17 protein-coding genes are annotated in these 16392 nt (G+C 67.5%); 6 read left to right on the top strand and 11 right to left on the bottom strand.

From position 1 onward, the window contains the following. Positions 1–5 precede the first annotated feature (5 nt). The 4 genes from NX1_RS07340 to NX1_RS07325 all read right to left on the bottom strand — a co-directional run bounded on the left by NX1_RS07340 (position 6) and on the right by NX1_RS07325 (position 3068). Entirely contained in the window at positions 6–857 is an 852-nt protein-coding gene (locus tag NX1_RS07340) for an MlaE family ABC transporter permease (protein WP_068055777.1), read from the bottom strand. A 4-nt stretch (positions 858–861) separates the two neighbouring features. Continuing rightward, positions 862–1626 (bottom strand): MlaE family ABC transporter permease, encoded by a 765-nt coding sequence (locus NX1_RS07335; RefSeq protein ID WP_068055774.1) that lies wholly within the window; start codon positions 1624–1626, stop codon positions 862–864. 303 nt (positions 1627–1929) lie between these two features. Then, positions 1930–2835, bottom strand: coding sequence for a 3-oxoacyl-ACP reductase (locus tag NX1_RS07330; RefSeq protein ID WP_068055770.1), 906 nt, complete (start codon positions 2833–2835; stop codon positions 1930–1932). Between the two features lie 44 nt (positions 2836–2879). Next, positions 2880–3068 carry a ferredoxin gene (locus NX1_RS07325; RefSeq protein WP_068055768.1) on the bottom strand — a complete coding sequence of 63 codons (189 nt, stop codon included), beginning with the start codon at positions 3066–3068 and terminating at the stop codon, positions 2880–2882. 151 nt (positions 3069–3219) lie between these two features. Here NX1_RS07325 and NX1_RS07320 point away from each other — a divergent pair, with 151 nt between their 5' ends. Beyond that, positions 3220–4413, top strand: coding sequence for an acyl-CoA dehydrogenase family protein (locus NX1_RS07320; RefSeq protein WP_068055765.1), 1194 nt, complete (start codon positions 3220–3222; stop codon positions 4411–4413). Between the two features lie 21 nt (positions 4414–4434). Continuing rightward, complete coding sequence (locus tag NX1_RS07315; RefSeq protein ID WP_068055762.1) at positions 4435–5538, top strand: acyl-CoA dehydrogenase family protein; 1104 nt, start codon at positions 4435–4437, stop codon at positions 5536–5538. Positions 5539–5633: 95 nt separating this feature from the next. On the opposite strand, the gene NX1_RS07310 is transcribed toward NX1_RS07315, so the two are convergent. The 3 genes from NX1_RS07310 to NX1_RS07300 are packed head-to-tail and all read right to left on the bottom strand — an operon-like array spanning position 5634 to position 6845. Beyond that, on the bottom strand, positions 5634–6005 hold the full coding sequence (locus NX1_RS07310; protein ID WP_373864868.1) for a type II toxin-antitoxin system death-on-curing family toxin: 372 nt from the start codon (positions 6003–6005) through the stop codon (positions 5634–5636). Then, positions 6002–6199, bottom strand: a complete 198-nt coding sequence (locus NX1_RS07305) for a plasmid mobilization protein (protein WP_084501157.1) — start codon at positions 6197–6199, stop codon at positions 6002–6004. Before NX1_RS07305 ends, NX1_RS07310 begins: the two co-directional genes overlap by 4 nt. 58 nt (positions 6200–6257) lie before the next feature. After that, on the bottom strand, positions 6258–6845 hold the full coding sequence (locus NX1_RS07300) for a TetR/AcrR family transcriptional regulator (protein WP_068055754.1): 588 nt from the start codon (positions 6843–6845) through the stop codon (positions 6258–6260). Positions 6846–6945: 100 nt separating this feature from the next. Between NX1_RS07300 and NX1_RS07295 the strand changes: the two genes are divergently transcribed. Further along, entirely contained in the window at positions 6946–8124 is a 1179-nt protein-coding gene (locus NX1_RS07295; RefSeq protein WP_068055751.1) for an FAD-dependent monooxygenase, read from the top strand. 250 nt (positions 8125–8374) lie between these two features. Here the strand turns inward: NX1_RS07295 and NX1_RS07290 are convergent, their stop codons facing one another. Next, a complete protein-coding gene (locus tag NX1_RS07290) occupies positions 8375–10024 on the bottom strand; it encodes an acyl-CoA synthetase (RefSeq protein WP_068055748.1) in 1650 nt (549 codons plus the stop codon). A gap of 59 nt (positions 10025–10083) precedes the next feature. Between NX1_RS07290 and NX1_RS07285 the strand changes: the two genes are divergently transcribed. Beyond that, a complete protein-coding gene (locus NX1_RS07285) occupies positions 10084–10866 on the top strand; it encodes a crotonase/enoyl-CoA hydratase family protein (protein WP_068055745.1) in 783 nt (260 codons plus the stop codon). A 58-nt stretch (positions 10867–10924) separates the two neighbouring features. Here NX1_RS07285 and NX1_RS07280 read toward each other — a convergent pair whose 3' ends face one another. Then, positions 10925–11344: a VOC family protein gene (locus tag NX1_RS07280; RefSeq protein WP_068055979.1), complete on the bottom strand. Its 420-nt coding sequence runs from the start codon at positions 11342–11344 to the stop codon at positions 10925–10927. A 177-nt stretch (positions 11345–11521) separates the two neighbouring features. On the opposite strand from NX1_RS07280, the gene NX1_RS07275 reads away from it, so the two are divergent. Then, on the top strand, positions 11522–12523 hold the full coding sequence (locus NX1_RS07275) for a sigma-70 family RNA polymerase sigma factor (protein WP_068055976.1): 1002 nt from the start codon (positions 11522–11524) through the stop codon (positions 12521–12523). Between the two features lie 55 nt (positions 12524–12578). Here the strand turns inward: NX1_RS07275 and NX1_RS07270 are convergent, their stop codons facing one another. Together NX1_RS07270 and NX1_RS07265 are read right to left on the bottom strand one after the other, a co-directional pair. Beyond that, the gene (locus tag NX1_RS07270) at positions 12579–14144 is read right to left on the bottom strand and encodes an acyl-CoA synthetase (RefSeq protein ID WP_068055742.1); all 1566 of its coding nucleotides are present in this window, start codon (positions 14142–14144) and stop codon (positions 12579–12581) included. Positions 14145–14166: 22 nt separating this feature from the next. Further along, positions 14167–15204, bottom strand: coding sequence for an LLM class F420-dependent oxidoreductase (locus NX1_RS07265; RefSeq protein WP_068055739.1), 1038 nt, complete (start codon positions 15202–15204; stop codon positions 14167–14169). A 218-nt stretch (positions 15205–15422) separates the two neighbouring features. On the opposite strand from NX1_RS07265, the gene NX1_RS07260 reads away from it, so the two are divergent. Continuing rightward, positions 15423–16388, top strand: coding sequence for a Zn-ribbon domain-containing OB-fold protein (locus NX1_RS07260; protein WP_068055736.1), 966 nt, complete (start codon positions 15423–15425; stop codon positions 16386–16388). Positions 16389–16392 lie beyond the last annotated feature (4 nt).

Here is a 16392-nt window from a genome sequence, read left to right as displayed (position 1 = left end):
CCGCCCTACCCGGAAAGATGGAAGTTGCCGGAGGTGCCGTAGATGGCCAGCGAGATCAGCAGGGTCACCGTGACCACCGCGACCAGCGAGGCACGCACCGCGTTGCCGACAGCCACACCGACGCCGACCGGTCCGCCCGCGGCGAAATAGCCGTAATAGGTGTGGATCATCATCACCGCGAGTGCCATGAAGATCGCCTGGGCGAAGGACCAGAGAATGTCGCTGGGAATCAGGAACGTCGAAAAGTAGTGGTCGTAGACGCCCGCCGACTGCCCGTAGATCACCACGGTGGCGAACCGCGCCGCCACGAACGAGGCGATCACGGCCAGCGCGTAGAGCGGCACGATCGCGATCATCCCGGCCAGCACCCTGGTGCCGACAAGGAACGGCACCGGGCGGATCGCCATGGTCTCGAGCGCGTCGATCTCTTCCGAGACCCGCATGGCGCCGAGCTGCGCGGTGGAGCCCGCGCCGATGGTGGCCGCGAGTCCGATGCCCGAGATCACCGGCGCCGCGATGCGCACGTTGATGAACGCGGAGAAGAAGCCGGTCAGCGCCTCGACGCCGATATTGCCGAGCGAGCTGTAGCCCTGCACCGCGATGGTGCCGCCCGCGAACAGCGTCAGGAAGCCGACGATCACCACCGTGCCGCCGATGACCGCGAGCGCGCCGGTGCCCATGCTGATCTCGGCGATCAGCCGGATGGTCTCGGTTCGGTAGTGGACGAGGGCGCGCGGCATCGAGGCCAGCGCCTGCGCGTAGAACACGGCGTGCTTGCCCACCGAGTCCAGGGAGTCCGACATCCGGCGCGCCCGCCGCACCGTGCGGGGGAACCGGGACTGGATCACGAAGGCCATCGCGTCACCGCACCGTGAACTTGATGCCGACGGCGGTGACCACCACGTTCACCACGAACAGGGCCATGAAGGCGAAGACGACGGTCTGATTCACCGCATCACCGACACTCTTTGGACCGCCTTTGACGTTCAGGCCGAGGTAACAGGCCACCAGTCCGGCGATCAGCCCGAACAAACCGGCCTTCACTTCGGAGATGATCAGCTCGGGCAGTTTGGTGAGCAGCGTGATGCCGTTGACGAACGCGCCGGGGTTCACGTCCTGCAGATAGACGGAGAACAAGAAGCCGCCGACGATGCCGATCGTCGACACCAGCGCGTTGAGCAAGAGCGCGACGAACATCGAGGCCAGCACCCTGGGCACCACCAGCCGCTGGACCGGGTCGATGCCGAGAACGCGCATCGCGTCGATCTCTTCCCTGATGGTTCGAGCGCCGAGATCCGCGCAGATCGCGGTGGCGCCTGCGCCCGCCACGATGAGCACGGTGACGATCGGCCCCACCTGGGTGACCGTGCCGAACGCGGCGCCCGCCCCGCTGAGGTCGGCCGCGCCGATCTCGCGCAAAAGAATATTCAGCGTGAAGCTCACCAGAACGGTGAACGGGATCGCGACCAGCAGGGTCGGCACGATGGACACGCGCGCGATGAACCAGGCTTGATCGATGAACTCACGCGCTTGAAAGGGCCTGCGGACACTCGCGCGGGCCACCTCCGCGGCGAGTTCGAAGAACCCTCCGACGGCCCGTAACGGGACAGCAAGGACCTCGTTCATTCGCGATCCTCCTTGCTCAACTGCACGTACTGCTCATGGCGCGACTCGGCACCATGGCCGCGTCGCCGGATTGATTAGAACATGTTCACATGGTCGCCGTGCTGTTTTCTTCACATTTGAACTGCACGTTTTCTAGATAGCCGACCTCGAACTTGGAACGTGTGTCATACGGAAGCGGTGACGCCTTTGTGAGGCGTCACACACTTACCGGTCACCCATGTCTACCAAGTGCCGGACTCATGATCAACAGCTGGACAGTTGATCAGTTGATACTCGACGACGACCAGGGCGGTCGCCCGGCGATCAGCCGAGTTCGGTCAGCGAGGAAGCCGAGAAGGTCTGGCCCGCCGGTCGCTCGGCGAAGTAGCCGGAGAGTGTGGTCGCCAGGTCGGCGGAGTCCCATGCCGCACCCGCGGCGTCGAAGCGCCGCTCGACGACGGGCGCTGCCATCAGCGCCACCATCGGTCCGTAGACCACGAACAATTGCCCATTGACCGAATCGGCCGCCGGGGAGGCGAGGTAGGCGACCAGGCGCGCCACGTGCTCGGGAGAGAGCGGATCGACTCCGGTGTCGGGAGCCGCGCTGAACACCGCCTCGGTCATCGCCGTTCGCGCGCGGGGCGCGATCGCGTTGGCCCGCACGCCGTAGCGCGACAACGCGCGCGCGGCGGACAGGGTGAGGGCGGTGATGCCCGCCTTGGCCGCGCCGTAGTTGGCCTGACCCTCGGGACCGAGCAGGCCCGCCTCGGAGGAGGTGTTGATGAGGCGGCCGTAGACCGGCGTGCCCGCTTCCTTCGACTTCGCGCGCCAGTAGGCGGCGGCATTGCGGGACACAAGGAAATGCCCGCGCAGATGGACCGCGAGCACCGCGTCGAAGTCCTCGTCGGACATGTTGAACAGCATCCGGTCGCGGGTGATGCCCGCGTTGTTGACCACGATGTCCACGCTGCCGAACGCCTCGTTCGCGGTGCGAATCAGCGCGTCGGCCGTGGCGCGCTCCGCGATGCTGCCCGCGACGAACTCCGCCTTGGCGCCCAGCGCCCGGATCTCGGCCAGCGTCTCGGCGACCGCGTCGGATTCCGCGAGGTCGTTGACCACCACGGAGGCGCCCGCGCCCGCCAGGGCGAGCGCCTCGGCCTTCCCGAGTCCCGCGCCCGCGCCGGTCACGATCGCCACACGGCCCGCCAAGCTCAGATCAGTTTCGTTCACCGGCCCGACTTTAGAACGTGTTCCAACCTACTGGCAAGAAACTTTCAGAGAAGCTTCAGCGCGGCTTTCGGGCACTGCGCCACCGCATCCTCGACGTCGCCGAGACGGTCGTCGGGCACCTCGGCGGTAAGGATGTGCAGCTGGTCCTCGTCATCGAGTTCGAACACGTCGGGGGCGATTCCGACACAGATTCCGTTCGCCTCGCACAGATCCCGATCGACACTGACCTTCATGGAAACTCCTTAACTGAGACTCATACCGAAGCCTACAAGCCCGCACGGACACGCGCGCCGCCATCGGCCGGATTCCCGAGCAATACTGGAACATGTTTCAGTCGATATGCAATCATCGGGACAAGCGAATCGAACGACATGAGGTTTTGCCATGCGCATTGCGTACACGCCGCAGCAAGAAGAGCTCCGCGCCGAGTTGCGCGACTACTTCGCGCGGCTGATCACACCGGAGCGCCGGGCCGCGCTGAGCGCGACGACAGGTGAGTACGGGCACGGCAATGTCTACCGCGAGGTCGTCCAAGAGATGGGCCGTGACGGCTGGCTGACGCTGGCCTGGCCCAAGGAGTACGGCGGCCAGGACCGGCCGACCATGGACCAGCTGATCTTCACCGACGAGGCCGCCATCGCCGGCGCGCCCGTACCGTTCCTGACCATCAACTCGGTGGCGCCGACCATCATGCACTACGGCAGCGAGGAACAGAAGAAGTTCTTCCTGCCCAAGATCGCCGCGGGCGAGTTGCACTTCTCCATCGGCTACTCCGAGCCGGGCGCGGGCACCGACCTGGCCAGCCTGCGCACCTCCGCGGTGCGCGACGGCGACGAATACGTCATCAACGGTCAGAAGATGTGGACCAGCCTGATCGCCTACGCCGACTACGTCTGGCTCGCGGTGCGCACCGATCCGAGCGCCAAGAAGCACAAGGGCATCAGCATGCTCATCGTGCCGACCACCGCCGAGGGCTTCTCCTGGACGCCGGTGCACACCATGGCCGGGCCGGACACCAGCGCCACCTATTACCAGGACGTGCGCGTGCCGGTGAGCTCGCTGGTCGGTCAGGAGAACGGCGGCTGGGCGCTGATCACCAACCAGCTCAACCACGAACGCGTCGCGCTCACCTCGGCGGGCCCGCTGACGGTCGCGCTGAACCAGACCGTCGAGTGGGCGCGCACCACCAAGGCGGGCGACGGCTCGCGCGTCATCGACAAGGAATGGGTGCAGCTGAACCTGGCCAAGGTGCACGCCAAGGTCGAATACCTGAAGCTGCTGAACTGGGAGATCGCCAGCCGCGCCGACGCGGGCGGCGACGCGGCGCCGCGCCCGTGGGACGCCTCGACCTGCAAGGTCTACGGCACCGAGCTGGCCACCGAGGCGTACCGGCTGCTGATGGAAGTGCTCGGCCCGCAGGCCTATCTGCGCCAGGACTCCCCCGGCGCGGAACTGCGCGGACGCCTGGAGCGCTTCCACCGGGCCGCGCTGATCCTGACCTTCGGCGGCGGCACCAACGAGGTGCAGCGCGACATCATCGCCATGACCGCCCTCCGCCAGCCTGCCGCGGCGCGCTGAGCAGAAAGCAGAGACACCACCATGGATTTCACCCCCACCGAAGCCCAGCTCGACCTGGCCCGCCTGACCGGCGAGGTGTGCGGCAAGCTCGTCACCGCCGACCGGTTGCGCGCACTCGATGTGGCGGGCCGGTTCGACGAGCCGCTGTGGAAGTCGTTGGCCGAGACCGGCATTCTGGCCGCGGCGCTGCCGGAGAACGTCGGCGGCAGCGGGCTCGGCGCGCTCGAGCAGACCGCGGTGCTGCGCGAACTCGGCAAGTCGGTCGCCGCGGTGCCGTACCTGTGGTCGATCGTGGTCGGCGCGGGCGCGCTGGCGCGGTTCGGTTCCGAGGACCAGCGCGCACTGGCGACTCAGGCGGGCGAGGGCGGCGCGATTCTCACCGCGGCGCTGGCCGAGGAGCACAACTACGAACCCGCCAAGCCGACCACCGCCGCCCGCGAGGTCGACGGCGCGTGGCGGCTGACCGGGGCCAAGACCACGGTGCCCTACGCCGACCGCGCCACCCGAATCCTGGTGCCCGCCACGGTCTCCGGCGTGCCCGCGGTCTTCCTCGTCGACCCCGCCGACGCGTCGGTGCGGGTCACGGCGCAGCAGGTGGTGGACTTCAGCGCGGAGTTCGGCGTCGAATTCACCGACGCCCCGGCCGAATTGGTCGGCACGGTGGCGGACGGCGCGGAACTGCTGGACTGGATCCTCACCCGCGCCTGGCTCGGGCTCAGCGCCCAGCAGCTCGGCACCGTCGAGAAGGCGCTCGACCTGGTGGCCGACTACGCGCGCGAGCGCGAGCAGTTCGGCAAGGCCGTCGGCAGCTTCCAGGCCGTCGCCCAGCGCCTCGCCGACGCCTACATCGACGTGCAGGGCCTGCGCCTCGCGGTCACCCAGGCCGCCTGGCGACTGGCCGAAAACCTGCCCGCCGCCGAGGCCGTGCACACCGCCAAGTTCTGGGCCGCCGACGCGGGCCATCGCGTCGCTCACACCGTCGTGCACGTGCACGGCGGCGTCGGCATCGACCGCGACCACATCGTGCACAACTACTTCACCGCCGCCAAACACAACGAGTTCGCGCTCGGCGCGGGCACCGACCACCTCCGCGCCCTCGGCGCCCTGCTCGCCAACCCCGCCTGAACCCCAGCGGCACAACCGCTCCCAGACATCGGCCCGTCGGCACAACCGACGGGCCGATCGTCGTTCGGGGACCTGCGGCCGCGAGCCGTCCGTGCTCAGCGCGCGAACTTCGTCAGCATCTCGGCGATCGCGGGCACATCGAGCAATCCCTGGCAGACATCGAGCACGAATCGTTCAGCGGCGTCCACGTCGAATTCGCCGTCCAGCGGGTGGCCGTTCATGTGCAGGAAGACCCACGTCGCATACCAGGCCAGGCGCTTGTTGCCATCGATCAAGCCGTGATTACGTGCGATCGACTCCATCAATGCGGCGGCTTTCTGCCACACATCCGGATAGGCGTCCTGCCCGAACACGCTGGACTGCGGCCGCGCCAGCGCGGAGTCGAGCAAACCGAAGTCGCGCACCTCCGGAGTACCCAGACGCTCAGCGAGCCTCAGCAACTCGGGCAGCGTCAGATACTCCATCAGGCGAGCCTCCGGTTCAGCTCCTCACTCACCCGTAGAACATGATCAGCTGCCTCGTTGAACAACCGCGAGTGCTCGTTGATCGCCCTCGCGACCGCATTGCGCACGAACTGCTGCATGCTCGTCCCCTCCGCCTCCGCGCGCTCACGCAGGGCGTTGAGTTCATCCTCCGTAAACCGAACATTGAGGCCCGCCATATCTTCGACGGTACCACGCGGTACCACGCTTGCACCCGCAGGTCGGGCAGGCCTCGGCCTACGCCGCGGGTGGGGCGGAGGTCAGGTAGCGCTGGAGGGTGGGGGCGATGTCGGCGATGAGTTGGGGTGGGGTCATGGCGACGACCGGGGGGAGCCGGAGGACGTAGCGGCACAGGGCCAAGCCGAGGAGCTGGGTGACGATGAGGCCGCCGCGGCGGGGGGCGTCGGAGGGGTCGCCGAAGCGCAGGACCGCGGGCAGCACCTGTTCGGCGAAGATCTCGCGGATGCGGTCGGAGACTGCGTCGTCGGTGATGGACGAGCGCAGCAGGATCAGCAGGACGGTGCTCTGCCGGTCCTCCCAGATCGCGAGAAAGCGGCGGATCAGCAACTCGCCCATGGTGTCCGGCTCGGCGGCGGCCAGGTCGGGCAGCGCCAGGTCGATGTCGACGGCCGCCGCGAATAGGCCGTTCTTGCTGCCGAAATAGCGCATCACCATGGACGGATCGATCGCGGCGTCAGCGGCGATGGCACGGATGGTGGCCTTGCGGAAGCCTTCGGCGGCGAACCTCGCCCGCGCCGCTTCCAGGATTGCGGCGCGGGTCGCGTCGGAGCGGCGCGCGGGGGTGTGATCAGACGACTCTGTCATGCCAACAATTGTAGGCCAACAACTGTTGACTTCCATTCGCGGACAAGCTTATGGTTATGCCAACAAGCGTTGGCCTACAGATGTTGACCTAGGAGCCACCATGAACGCCCCGCTCCCCCGCACCACCTCGGTACTCGTCGTCGGCGCCGGACCCGCCGGCCTCACCGCCGCCATCACCCTCGCCGACGCGGGCGTCGACGTCGTCGTGCTCGACCGGCTCGCCGAGGGCGCCAACACTTCCCGCGCCGCCGTCGTGCACGCGCGCACGCTGGAGGTGCTCGCCGAACTCGGCATCGCCGAGGAACTGATCCTGCGCGGCATCCAGGTTCCGCGTTTCACCTTGCACGACGGCGCACGAACCCTCGCGACCGTAGAGTTCGGCAACCTCCCGACCCCGTACCCGTACACCCTGATGACCCCCCAGGACACGACCGAGGCGGTCCTGCTCGAGCGCCTGCACAAGGCGGGTGGAAAGGTGCACCGGCCGTACGTCGTAACCCGGATCGCACCGGAAAGCGACGGCGTCACCGTCGAATACACCGACGCCGCCGGCGCCACGGGCACCATCCGCGCCGACTACGTGATCGGCGCCGACGGCATGCACAGCACCGTGCGCGAGCAGGCGGGCATCGGGTTCACCGGCGACACCTACCCGGCCTCGTTCGTCCTCGCCGACGTGCGGATGGCCTGGCCGATCGCCAGAGACGAGGTGGCGCTGCACCTTTCGCCGGAGGGCGTCACGGTGGTCGCGCCGCTGCCCGACGACGCCGAACCCGATCGCTACCGGGTGGTCGCCACCGTGGCCGAAGCGCCCGAACACCCCACCGCCGAGGACATTCAGGCGATCCTCGATGCCCGCGGCCCCGGCGGCGACGTGCGAGTGCGGGAAGTGCTCTGGAGCTCGCGATTCCGTGTGCACCACCGGGTGGCCGACCGCTACCGCGCGGGTCGCGTCCTGCTGGCGGGCGACGCCGCACACGTGCACAGCCCGGCGGGCGGACAGGGCATGAACACCGGCATCCAGGACGCGGCCTTCCTCGGCCCGTTGCTCGCACGGGTGCTGGCAGGCGAGCCGCAGACGCTCCTGGACGAGTACGAAGCCACCCGCCGCCCCGTCGCCGTCGGGGTGGTGGCGTTCACCGACCGCATGACGAAGATGGCTACTCTCCGCCCGCGCATCGCGCGGATCGCCCGCAACACCGCGCTCTCGACCCTGAGCCGAATCCCCGCGATCCGCACCCGCCTCGCCTTCCGCTTGGCGGAACTGACGACCCGCTGATCGAAAGACACGGCTGAGCACCGACATTCGGCTGTGCCGTCGCACCGTGGCGACGTATCCGACTCGGCAACAATAGAATCCGCAGTTGGAGCGCTCACCGCCTAGAGCCCGGCACGGTTCCGCTGACAACGAAGGGCTGCCGAGCTCGACGCGGCGAGCATCGGCGCAATCGGAAACTACGCTTGGCCCGTGCTCGGCACACGACGAAGGGCCGCCGCAATTCCGCGGCGGCCCTTCACGTTTCCAGGTACTACTTGACGCTCGCCTCGGCGTGCTCGTCCGCAGGACGCTCCTCGGTCTGAGCCTTCGCCCAGCGGTAGTCCGGCTTGCCCGCGGGCGAACGCTTGATCTCCTCGACGAACCACAGGCTGCGCGGCAGCTTGTACGGCGCGATCTCCTTGGTCAGCACCGGACGCAGGTCCTCCAGGGTGGGACGATTCTCGCCGCGACACTGCACCACCGCGACGACGCGCTGACCCCAGCGCTCGTCGTCGACACCGACCACCAGCGCGTCGAAGATCTCCGGGTGCGATTTGAGCGCGCCCTCGACCTCCTCGGGGAAGATCTTCTCGCCGCCACTGTTGATGCTGACCGAACCGCGGCCGAGCATGGTGACGGTGCCGTCCTCCTCGACCCGCGCGTAATCGCCGGGGATCGAGTAGCGAGTTCCGTTGAACTCCTTGAAGGTCGCGGCCGTCTTGGCCTCGTCCTTGTAGTAGCCCAGCGGAATGTGACCCTTGCGCGCGAGAATGCCGATCTGACCGGATCCTGGCACCACCGGATTGCCCGCCTCGTCGAGCACCTCGGTGGAGGCGTCGATCTTGACCCGCGGACCGCCGGTGTGCGCCTCGCCCTTGGCGACCATGCTGAGTCCGCCGAAACCGGTCTCGGAGGACCCAATCGAGTCGGTGATCATCCGGTTCGGCAGCAGATCCAGCAGCTTTTCCTTGATGGCGGGTGAGAACAGCGCCGCACTGCTGGCGATCGCGAACAGCGTCGAGAGATCATAGGGCGCACCGGTTTCCGGGTTGCCCTCGATCAGCGCGTCCAGCATCGGCCTCGCCATGGCGTCGCCGGTGATGAAGATGAGGTTGATGCCGTGGCGGTCGATGTGCTGCCACACGCCGTGCCCGCTGAACTCGGGGATCATTACGGTCTTGCCGCCGCCGAACAGGCTCTGGAAGGTGGCCCACTGGGAGCCGCCGTGGATCATCGGCGGGATCGGGAACCGGGTCATCGGCGGGTTGGCCGCGCCGAGCTTGGCCAGATCCCATTCGTCGGCGACGTATTCGCCGGTGAGGAAGTTGATGCCGCCGCCGAGCACGCGCCACACGTCCTCCTGCCGCCACATCACGCCCTTGGGCATGCCGGTGGTGCCGCCGGTGTAGAGCATGTACAGGTCGTCCGGGGAGCGTTCGCCGAAGTCGCGCGCGCCGGAGGACTGCGCGAGGACCGCTTCGTATTCCACCGAATCCGCTGCGGTGGGAATGGCGCCGGTCGTATCGTCGTCCACAACGATGACGGTGCGCAGCTTCGAGTTCGCGGGCCGGACCTCGGCCACCTTGTCGCTGTAGCGGCGCTCGTGAATCAGCGCGACCATGTCCGAATTGTCGAAGATGTATTGCAACTCGTTCTCGACGTATCGGTAGTTCACGTTGATCATCACGGCGCGCGCCTTGAACACCGCGACCATGGCCTCGACGGCCTCGATGGTGTTGCGCGAGTAGATGCCGACCTTGTCGCCCGGCTGGACGCCTTGTTCCAGCAGGTAGTGAGCCAATTTGTTGGCTCGCTCCTCCAGCTGCGCGTAGGTCACCTCACGGCTGTCGTCGGCCAGCGCGACGCGATCGGGCATGAGGTCGATGGCATGTTCGACGAGGTCGGCTATGTTGTGGCTCACACGCTAAAAATAGAACGTGTTACTGTTCTTGACAAGGCTCGGAAGTCAGGAGATCAGCAATGCCGCACTGCCTCGTCGAGAAGCGCGATCACGTTCTCATCGTCACCATGAACCGGCCGGAGGCCCGCAACGCGCTGTCGGCCGAAATGATGGCGATCATGCGCGACGCCTGGGACCAGGTGGACAGCGATCCGGACATCCGGGTGGCGATTCTGACCGGCGCTGGCGGCGCTTTCTGCGCGGGCGCCGACCTCAAGGCGATGACCACCCAGCACCCGGGTGACTCGTTCAAGGGCGGCGGCTGGGACCTGTCCAAGATCGAGGCGCTGCTCAAGGGCCGCAGGCTCACCAAGCCGCTGATCGCGGCGGTCGAGGGCCCGGCCATCGCGGGCGGCACCGAGATTCTGCAAGGCACCGACATCCGCGTGGCAGGCGAGAGCGCGAAGTTCGGTGTGTCCGAGGCGCGCTGGGGCCTGTTCCCGCTCGGCGGTTCCGCCGTGCGCCTGGTGCGCCAGATTCCCTACACCGTCGCCGCCGACATCCTGCTCACCGGCAGGCACATCACCGCGCCCGAGGCCAAGGAGATCGGCCTGATCGGGCATGTCGTCCCGGACGGCACCGCGCTGGACAAGGCGCTCGAACTGGCCGGCCTGATCGCGGCCAACGGACCGCTGGCGGTGCAGGCGATTCTGCGCACCATCCGCGACACCGAGGCCATGCACGAGGAAGAGGCCTTCAAGATCGACGCGCAGCTCGGCGCCGAGGTCTTCAAGTCGGCCGACGCCAAGGAAGGGCCCAAGGCTTTCGCGGAGAAGCGCAAGCCCACTTTCACCGGTCAGTGACCGAATACCGCTCGGCCCCCTGCGCGTTCGCGCACGGGGGCCGCGTCGCGCTCGGGCCTCAGTTGGCGCCGGGGTAGTCCATCCAGAACGGCTCCCACTGGTGGCCGTCGGGGTCGATGAAGGTGCGGCCGTGCATACCGACCTGAGCCTCCTGGGCGCGCTTTTCCTCGTTGACCTCCTCGGTCGCGCCCGCGGCCACCGCGGCCTCGGTCAGCTGATCGACCTCCTGCGCACTGGACAGCGAGAGGGCGTAGCCGGCGGCCGTGGCCGACCTGGTGTCGGCGATCGGGCGCGTGCTGAAGGTCTTGAAGTATTCCCTGGTCAGCAGCATCAGGCAGATGTTGTCGTCGATGACGATGCAGGACGCGTTCTCGTCGGTGAAGTCCTGGTTCACCTTCCACCCCAATGCCTCGTAGAAGGCCTTCGACCGGTCCAGATCGGTGACCGGAAGGTTGATGAAGATCATCTTGCTGCTCATGTTCTCGTCCTCTCGGGGCGCATCGGCGTGTTCACCCATAGAGACGGACCCGGCGGCGGGAACTAATCGCAGCCGCACCCTGTGATCGTCGTCACGAGGATTTCACCGATCTTGGTCCGCCCGCGACCTGGTTTTCGGACCTGTTTTGTGTCAGTGGGCTGTGGCATGGTGGCACCCATGAGCGACTCGTCCAGCCCGTCGACCACTCTCTCCCCCGACGTCCTCGCGTCGTTCGAGAGCCACCGGCGGGAACTGTGCGCCTACGCGTACCGCATGCTCGGCTCCTCCTTCGAGGCCGAGGACGCGGTGCAGGAGACCTTCACCAGGGCGTGGAAGTCCTACGGCTCCTTCGAGGGCAGAGCCAGCCTGCGTTCCTGGCTCTACCGCATCGCCACCAACGTCTGCCTGGACATGCTCGACGGTCCGCAGCGCAGGGCAAGGCCGATGGATCTGTCCGGCCCCGGCACGCCGGATTCGCCGCTGCCCGCGCCGCAGCCCGACTACGTCTGGATCGAGCCGATCCCGAATGCCCTTGCCTTCGGCGCGGATCCGGCCGAACACGCGGCCACCAAGGACACCCTGCGCCTCGCCTTCGTCGCGGCATGTCAGCATCTGCCCGCGACCCAGCGCGCCATCCTGATCATGCGCGAGGTGCTGCGCTTCTCGGCGAACGAGACGGCCGAGGCGCTGACCATGTCGCCCGCGTCGGTGAACAGCGCGTTGCAGCGTGCGAGGGCCACCATGTCCAAGGTGCAGCCAACCAGTACCGACGGCTACGACGAATCCGACGAGAGCCAGCGCAAACTGGTCGACGACTTCGTCGCCGCCTTCGAGGCATACGACATGGATACGCTGACCACCCTGCTCAAAGCCGATGTCGCACTGTCCATGCCGCCCTTCGAGCTGTGGATCTCCGGCCCGGAGAACGTGGCCGCGTTCATGCTCGGCACCGGCAGCGCCTGCGCGGGGTCCAGGATGGTCCGGCTGGAAGGCGCGAACGGGTTGCCCGCCTTCGGCCACTACAAGCCGACCGAGGAGCCGGGTGTGTTCACGCCGTGGTCGATCACCGTGCTGGAGCTCGATGGCGACACCATCGCGGGGCTCAACTTCTTCCTGGACACCGAGCGGTTGTTCCCGATGTTCGGGTTGCCGATGGAGTTGCGCGAAGCTGTTGCGTGAAGGGTTGCGCGCGCGAGATCGGGCCCGGGCGACCTGACGACGCGCGCCGAGAACCCTACGACGCAGGCACGTACCGGTCGCGCAACTTCCGCTTGTACAGCTTCCCGTTCGGGTCACGCGGCAGTTCGGGCAGGTAGTCGATCGAGCGCGGCATCTTGTACTTCGCCAATTGCGTTGCGGCGAAAGCGAGTATGTCGGCGGTGAGCGCTTCGCTCGGCTCGACGCCTGCCGTGGTCTGGACCACCGCCTTCACCTCCTGCCCCCAATCCGGGTGCGGGATACCGAAGACCGCTACGTCGGCGACCTTCGGGTGAGTGACGAGGACGCCCTCGATCTCGGCGGGGTAGATGTTCACCCCGCCGGAGAGGATGAGGTCCGAGCGGCGGTCGCACAGATAGAGGTAGCCGTCCTCGTCGAGATAGCCGATGTCACCGACGGTGAACAGGTCGCCGACCCTGGCGTCCTCGGTTTTGGCCTTGTCGTGGTGGTATTCGAAGCTGGACGCGCCCATCTTCATGTACACCAGGCCGGTCTCGCCCGCGGGGACCTCGCTGCCGTCCTCCTCGCTGAGCACCTTGATCACCGACCACGGCCAGGATTTGCCGACCGAGCCGGGCTTGCGCAGCCAGTCCGCACCGTTGATCACCGTGCCGCCGCCCTCGGTCGCCGCGTAGTACTCGGTGACCGTCGGACCCCACCACTCCAGCATCTGGCGCTTGGTCTCCTGCGGGCACGGCGCCGCACCGTGCACCATGCTGCGCAGCGAGGACACGTCGTACTTCGCGCGCACCGCCTCCGGCAGCGCGAGCAGCCGGTGGAACTGGGTGGGCACCATGTGACTGTGGGTGACCCGGTGCTTGTCGATCAGGCGCAGCATCTCCTCGGCTTCCCACTTGTCCATGAGAACGAGCTTGTGCCCCAACTGGATCGAGATGGTCGCGAAGTTCAGGACCGCGGTGTGATACAGCGGCGACCCGCAGATGTGCACATGATCGTCGTAGGGCGCCAGCTCGAACAAGCCGAAGAACGCGGTGGTGTGCGGCGGCACCACGTCGGGGTCGGCGCCGGTCAGCGGACGCCGAACTCCCTTGGGGCGCCCCGTGGTACCCGAGGTGTAGAGCATCGGCGCGCCCGTGCTCCGCTCGGCCGGACGACCGGTGTCGGCCGCCCCGAGCCAGGCCACCGACTTGAAGCCCTCGATCTCCCCGACCGAAAAGCAGGCCGTGACAGGCAGACCCGCTTCGTCGGCGGCGGCCTTCGCCACGGCGGCGAACCGGTCGCTCGCGAAGAACGCCTTCGCCTCGCTGTCCCGCAGAATGTAGGCCACCTCGGGGCCGGTGAGATGCCAGTTCACCGCCACGATGTAGAGCCCCGACTGGTAGGCCGCGAAGTAGGCGGCGACCGCCTCGAGGCAGTTGTGCACCATGCTCACCAGCACGTCGCCCGTCCGGAGGCCGAGGGCGCGCAGCCCGGTGGCGTAGCGGTCGGCGAGCGTGGCCAGTTCTCGATAGGTCACCTCCCGGCCCGCGGGATCGACCATGGCGATCCGATCCGGTTCGGCGTTCGCGATGTTCCACAGGCCGAGAATTGGCAGGACCGACGGGGCGGGTGAGGCAGTCACCCCATTGAATTTAGAACGCGTTCTACCGATCGACAAGGGGTGCGAGCCGGTGCAATTGCTCGATGTCGGGAACCGACACGAGCATCATGCTGACGCCCGCGGCCTCCCAGACCTTCAATTGCTCACGCACGTGTTCCTCGTCGCCGATGATGGCGGTGTCCAGGATCAGCTCGTCCGGGACAACCGCAGCCGCCTCTGCCTTCTTGCCCGCCTGGAACAGTCTGCCGATCTCGTCCACCTCGCGCTCGTAACCCATCCGCCGGTAGACCTGGGCATGGAAGTTCAGCTCCGGCGCGCCCATGCCGCCGATGTAGAGCGCCATGATCCAGCGCATCCGCTCCAGCTCGGTGGCAGGGTCGTCGGTGATGATCACCTGGCAGCTGGCCGCGATCTCGAAGTCGTCGCGCGATCGGCGCGCGCCCGCCCTGGCGAACCCTTCGTCGAGCCAATCGTTGTACATGTTCGCCAGCCGAGGCGCGTAGTAGATCGCCAGCCAGCCGTCCGCGATCTCGGCGGTGAGCGCCACGTTCTTCGGCCCTTCCGCGCCGAGCCAGATCGGCAAATCCGCACGTAGCGGGTGCACGATCGACTTCAGCGGCTTACCGAGCCCGATCGAGCCCGGCCCCGTGTACGGCAGCGGGTAGTGCGGCCCGTCGCTGGTCACCGGCGCCTCGCGCGCGAGGATGCGGCGGATGATGCCGACGTACTCGCGGGTGCGCTGCAAGGGTTTGGCGAACGGCTGCCCGTACCAGCCCTCCACCACCTGCGGGCCGGACACCCCGAGCCCGAGGATCGCGCGACCGCCGCTGAGGTGATCGAGGGTCAGCGCGTGCATCGCGGTCGCGGCCGGCGTGCGCGCCGACATCTGCACCACCGATGTCCCCAGCCGGACCCGCTCGGTCGACGAACCCCACCAGGTGAGCGGACCGAAGGCGTCCGAGCCCCACGATTCGGCGGCGAAGACGGCGTCGAAGCCCGCTTTCTCGGCCGCGACGACCAACTCTCCCGCGTTCTGCGGCGGCTGCGCCATCCAATACCCGAGTTGCAATCCGAACTTCATGGTCGTCCCTTTCCCGAGCTGCTTCTTGCCACCAGAATAAGAACCTGTTCTACTCGATAGCGTGACTAAGGGGAATACCGCGTCCGGCGTGTTCCCGGGTGGGGGCCCGACGAGATGAGCGCCGCCGCGAGCTGGGCGGGACGAACCCGACCGGTCATGCGGCGCGAGGACGGCCGCCGGAACAGCGGCGGGTGAGAAGAGCTGAGAGAGGGTCGGAATTGGACACCAGCACGGCACCCGATGTGCTGAGCGCCCCGCTGCGGGCGCGATTCGACTACACACGGTCGGTGGGACCGACCATCGGCAGATTCCTGACCGGTCTGCGGAGCCGCAAGGTGGTCGGCGTGCGCGGGTCGGACGGCCGGGTTCTGGTGCCGCCGCCCGAATACGATCCGGTGACCAGCCTGCCGCTGACCGAGTTCGTCGACGTCGCGGACACCGGCGTCGTCGCCTCCTGGACTTGGGTGCACGAGCCGCTGCCCGGCCAACCCTTCGACCGCCCCTTCGCCTGGGCGCTGATCCAGCTGGACGGCTCGGACACCAGCATGCTGCACGCCGTCGACGTCGCCGCGCCGGATCAGATGCGGACGGGACTGCGGGTGCGGGCGCGCTGGGCCGAACAGACCGAGGGCAGCATCAAGGACATCGTCTGCTTCGAGCCGGGCGAGCAGTCCACCGCCGAGCCCGCGGCCGAAAACGGCGAGCCGGTCACGATGATCGTCACGCCGGTCGATCTGTCCTACAAACACACCGCGTCCCCGCAGGAGACCGTCTACCTGCGCGGACTCGCCGAGGGCAAACTGATCGGCGCGCGCACCGACGCCGCGGGCAAGGTGTATTTCCCACCGCGAGGGGCCAATCCGACCGACGGCAGGCCGACCGACGACTACATCGAGCTTTCCGATCACGGCACGATCACCACCTTCTGCATTGTGAACGTCCCGTTCCTCGGGCAGCGCATCAAACCGCCGTACGTCGCGGCCTATGTGCTGCTGGACGGCGCGGACATCCCGGTCCTGCACCTCGTGCTCGGTTGCGAGGCAAGCGAAGTGCGGATGGGTATGCGCGTGAAGGCGGTGTGGAAGCCGCGCGAGGAGTGGGGTCACGGCCTGGAGAACGTCGACCACTTCGAGCCGAGCGGCGAGCCGGACGCCGACTACGAGACCTACAAGCACCACCTGTGAGAGG

The organism is Nocardia xishanensis NBRC 101358 (assembly GCF_001613365.1).
GTDB lineage: Bacteria > Actinomycetota > Actinomycetes > Mycobacteriales > Mycobacteriaceae > Nocardia > Nocardia xishanensis.
This window is presented reverse-complemented; position numbering and strand designations above follow the sequence as displayed.

Coding starts and splice junctions, on each gene's coding strand:
- NX1_RS07315 (WP_068055762.1), top strand. CDS start 4,435: ATGGATTTCACCCCCACCGAAGCCCAGCTCGACCTGGCCCGCCTGACC.
- NX1_RS07325 (WP_068055768.1), bottom strand. CDS start 3,068: ATGAAGGTCAGTGTCGATCGGGATCTGTGCGAGGCGAACGGAATCTGT.
- NX1_RS07320 (WP_068055765.1), top strand. CDS start 3,220: ATGCGCATTGCGTACACGCCGCAGCAAGAAGAGCTCCGCGCCGAGTTG.
- NX1_RS07285 (WP_068055745.1), top strand. CDS start 10,084: ATGCCGCACTGCCTCGTCGAGAAGCGCGATCACGTTCTCATCGTCACC.
- NX1_RS07295 (WP_068055751.1), top strand. CDS start 6,946: ATGAACGCCCCGCTCCCCCGCACCACCTCGGTACTCGTCGTCGGCGCC.
- NX1_RS07280 (WP_068055979.1), bottom strand. CDS start 11,344: ATGAGCAGCAAGATGATCTTCATCAACCTTCCGGTCACCGATCTGGAC.
- NX1_RS07340 (WP_068055777.1), bottom strand. CDS start 857: ATGGCCTTCGTGATCCAGTCCCGGTTCCCCCGCACGGTGCGGCGGGCG.
- NX1_RS07300 (WP_068055754.1), bottom strand. CDS start 6,845: ATGACAGAGTCGTCTGATCACACCCCCGCGCGCCGCTCCGACGCGACC.
- NX1_RS07265 (WP_068055739.1), bottom strand. CDS start 15,204: ATGAAGTTCGGATTGCAACTCGGGTATTGGATGGCGCAGCCGCCGCAG.
- NX1_RS07305 (WP_084501157.1), bottom strand. CDS start 6,199: ATGGCGGGCCTCAATGTTCGGTTTACGGAGGATGAACTCAACGCCCTG.
- NX1_RS07335 (WP_068055774.1), bottom strand. CDS start 1,626: ATGAACGAGGTCCTTGCTGTCCCGTTACGGGCCGTCGGAGGGTTCTTC.
- NX1_RS07275 (WP_068055976.1), top strand. CDS start 11,522: ATGAGCGACTCGTCCAGCCCGTCGACCACTCTCTCCCCCGACGTCCTC.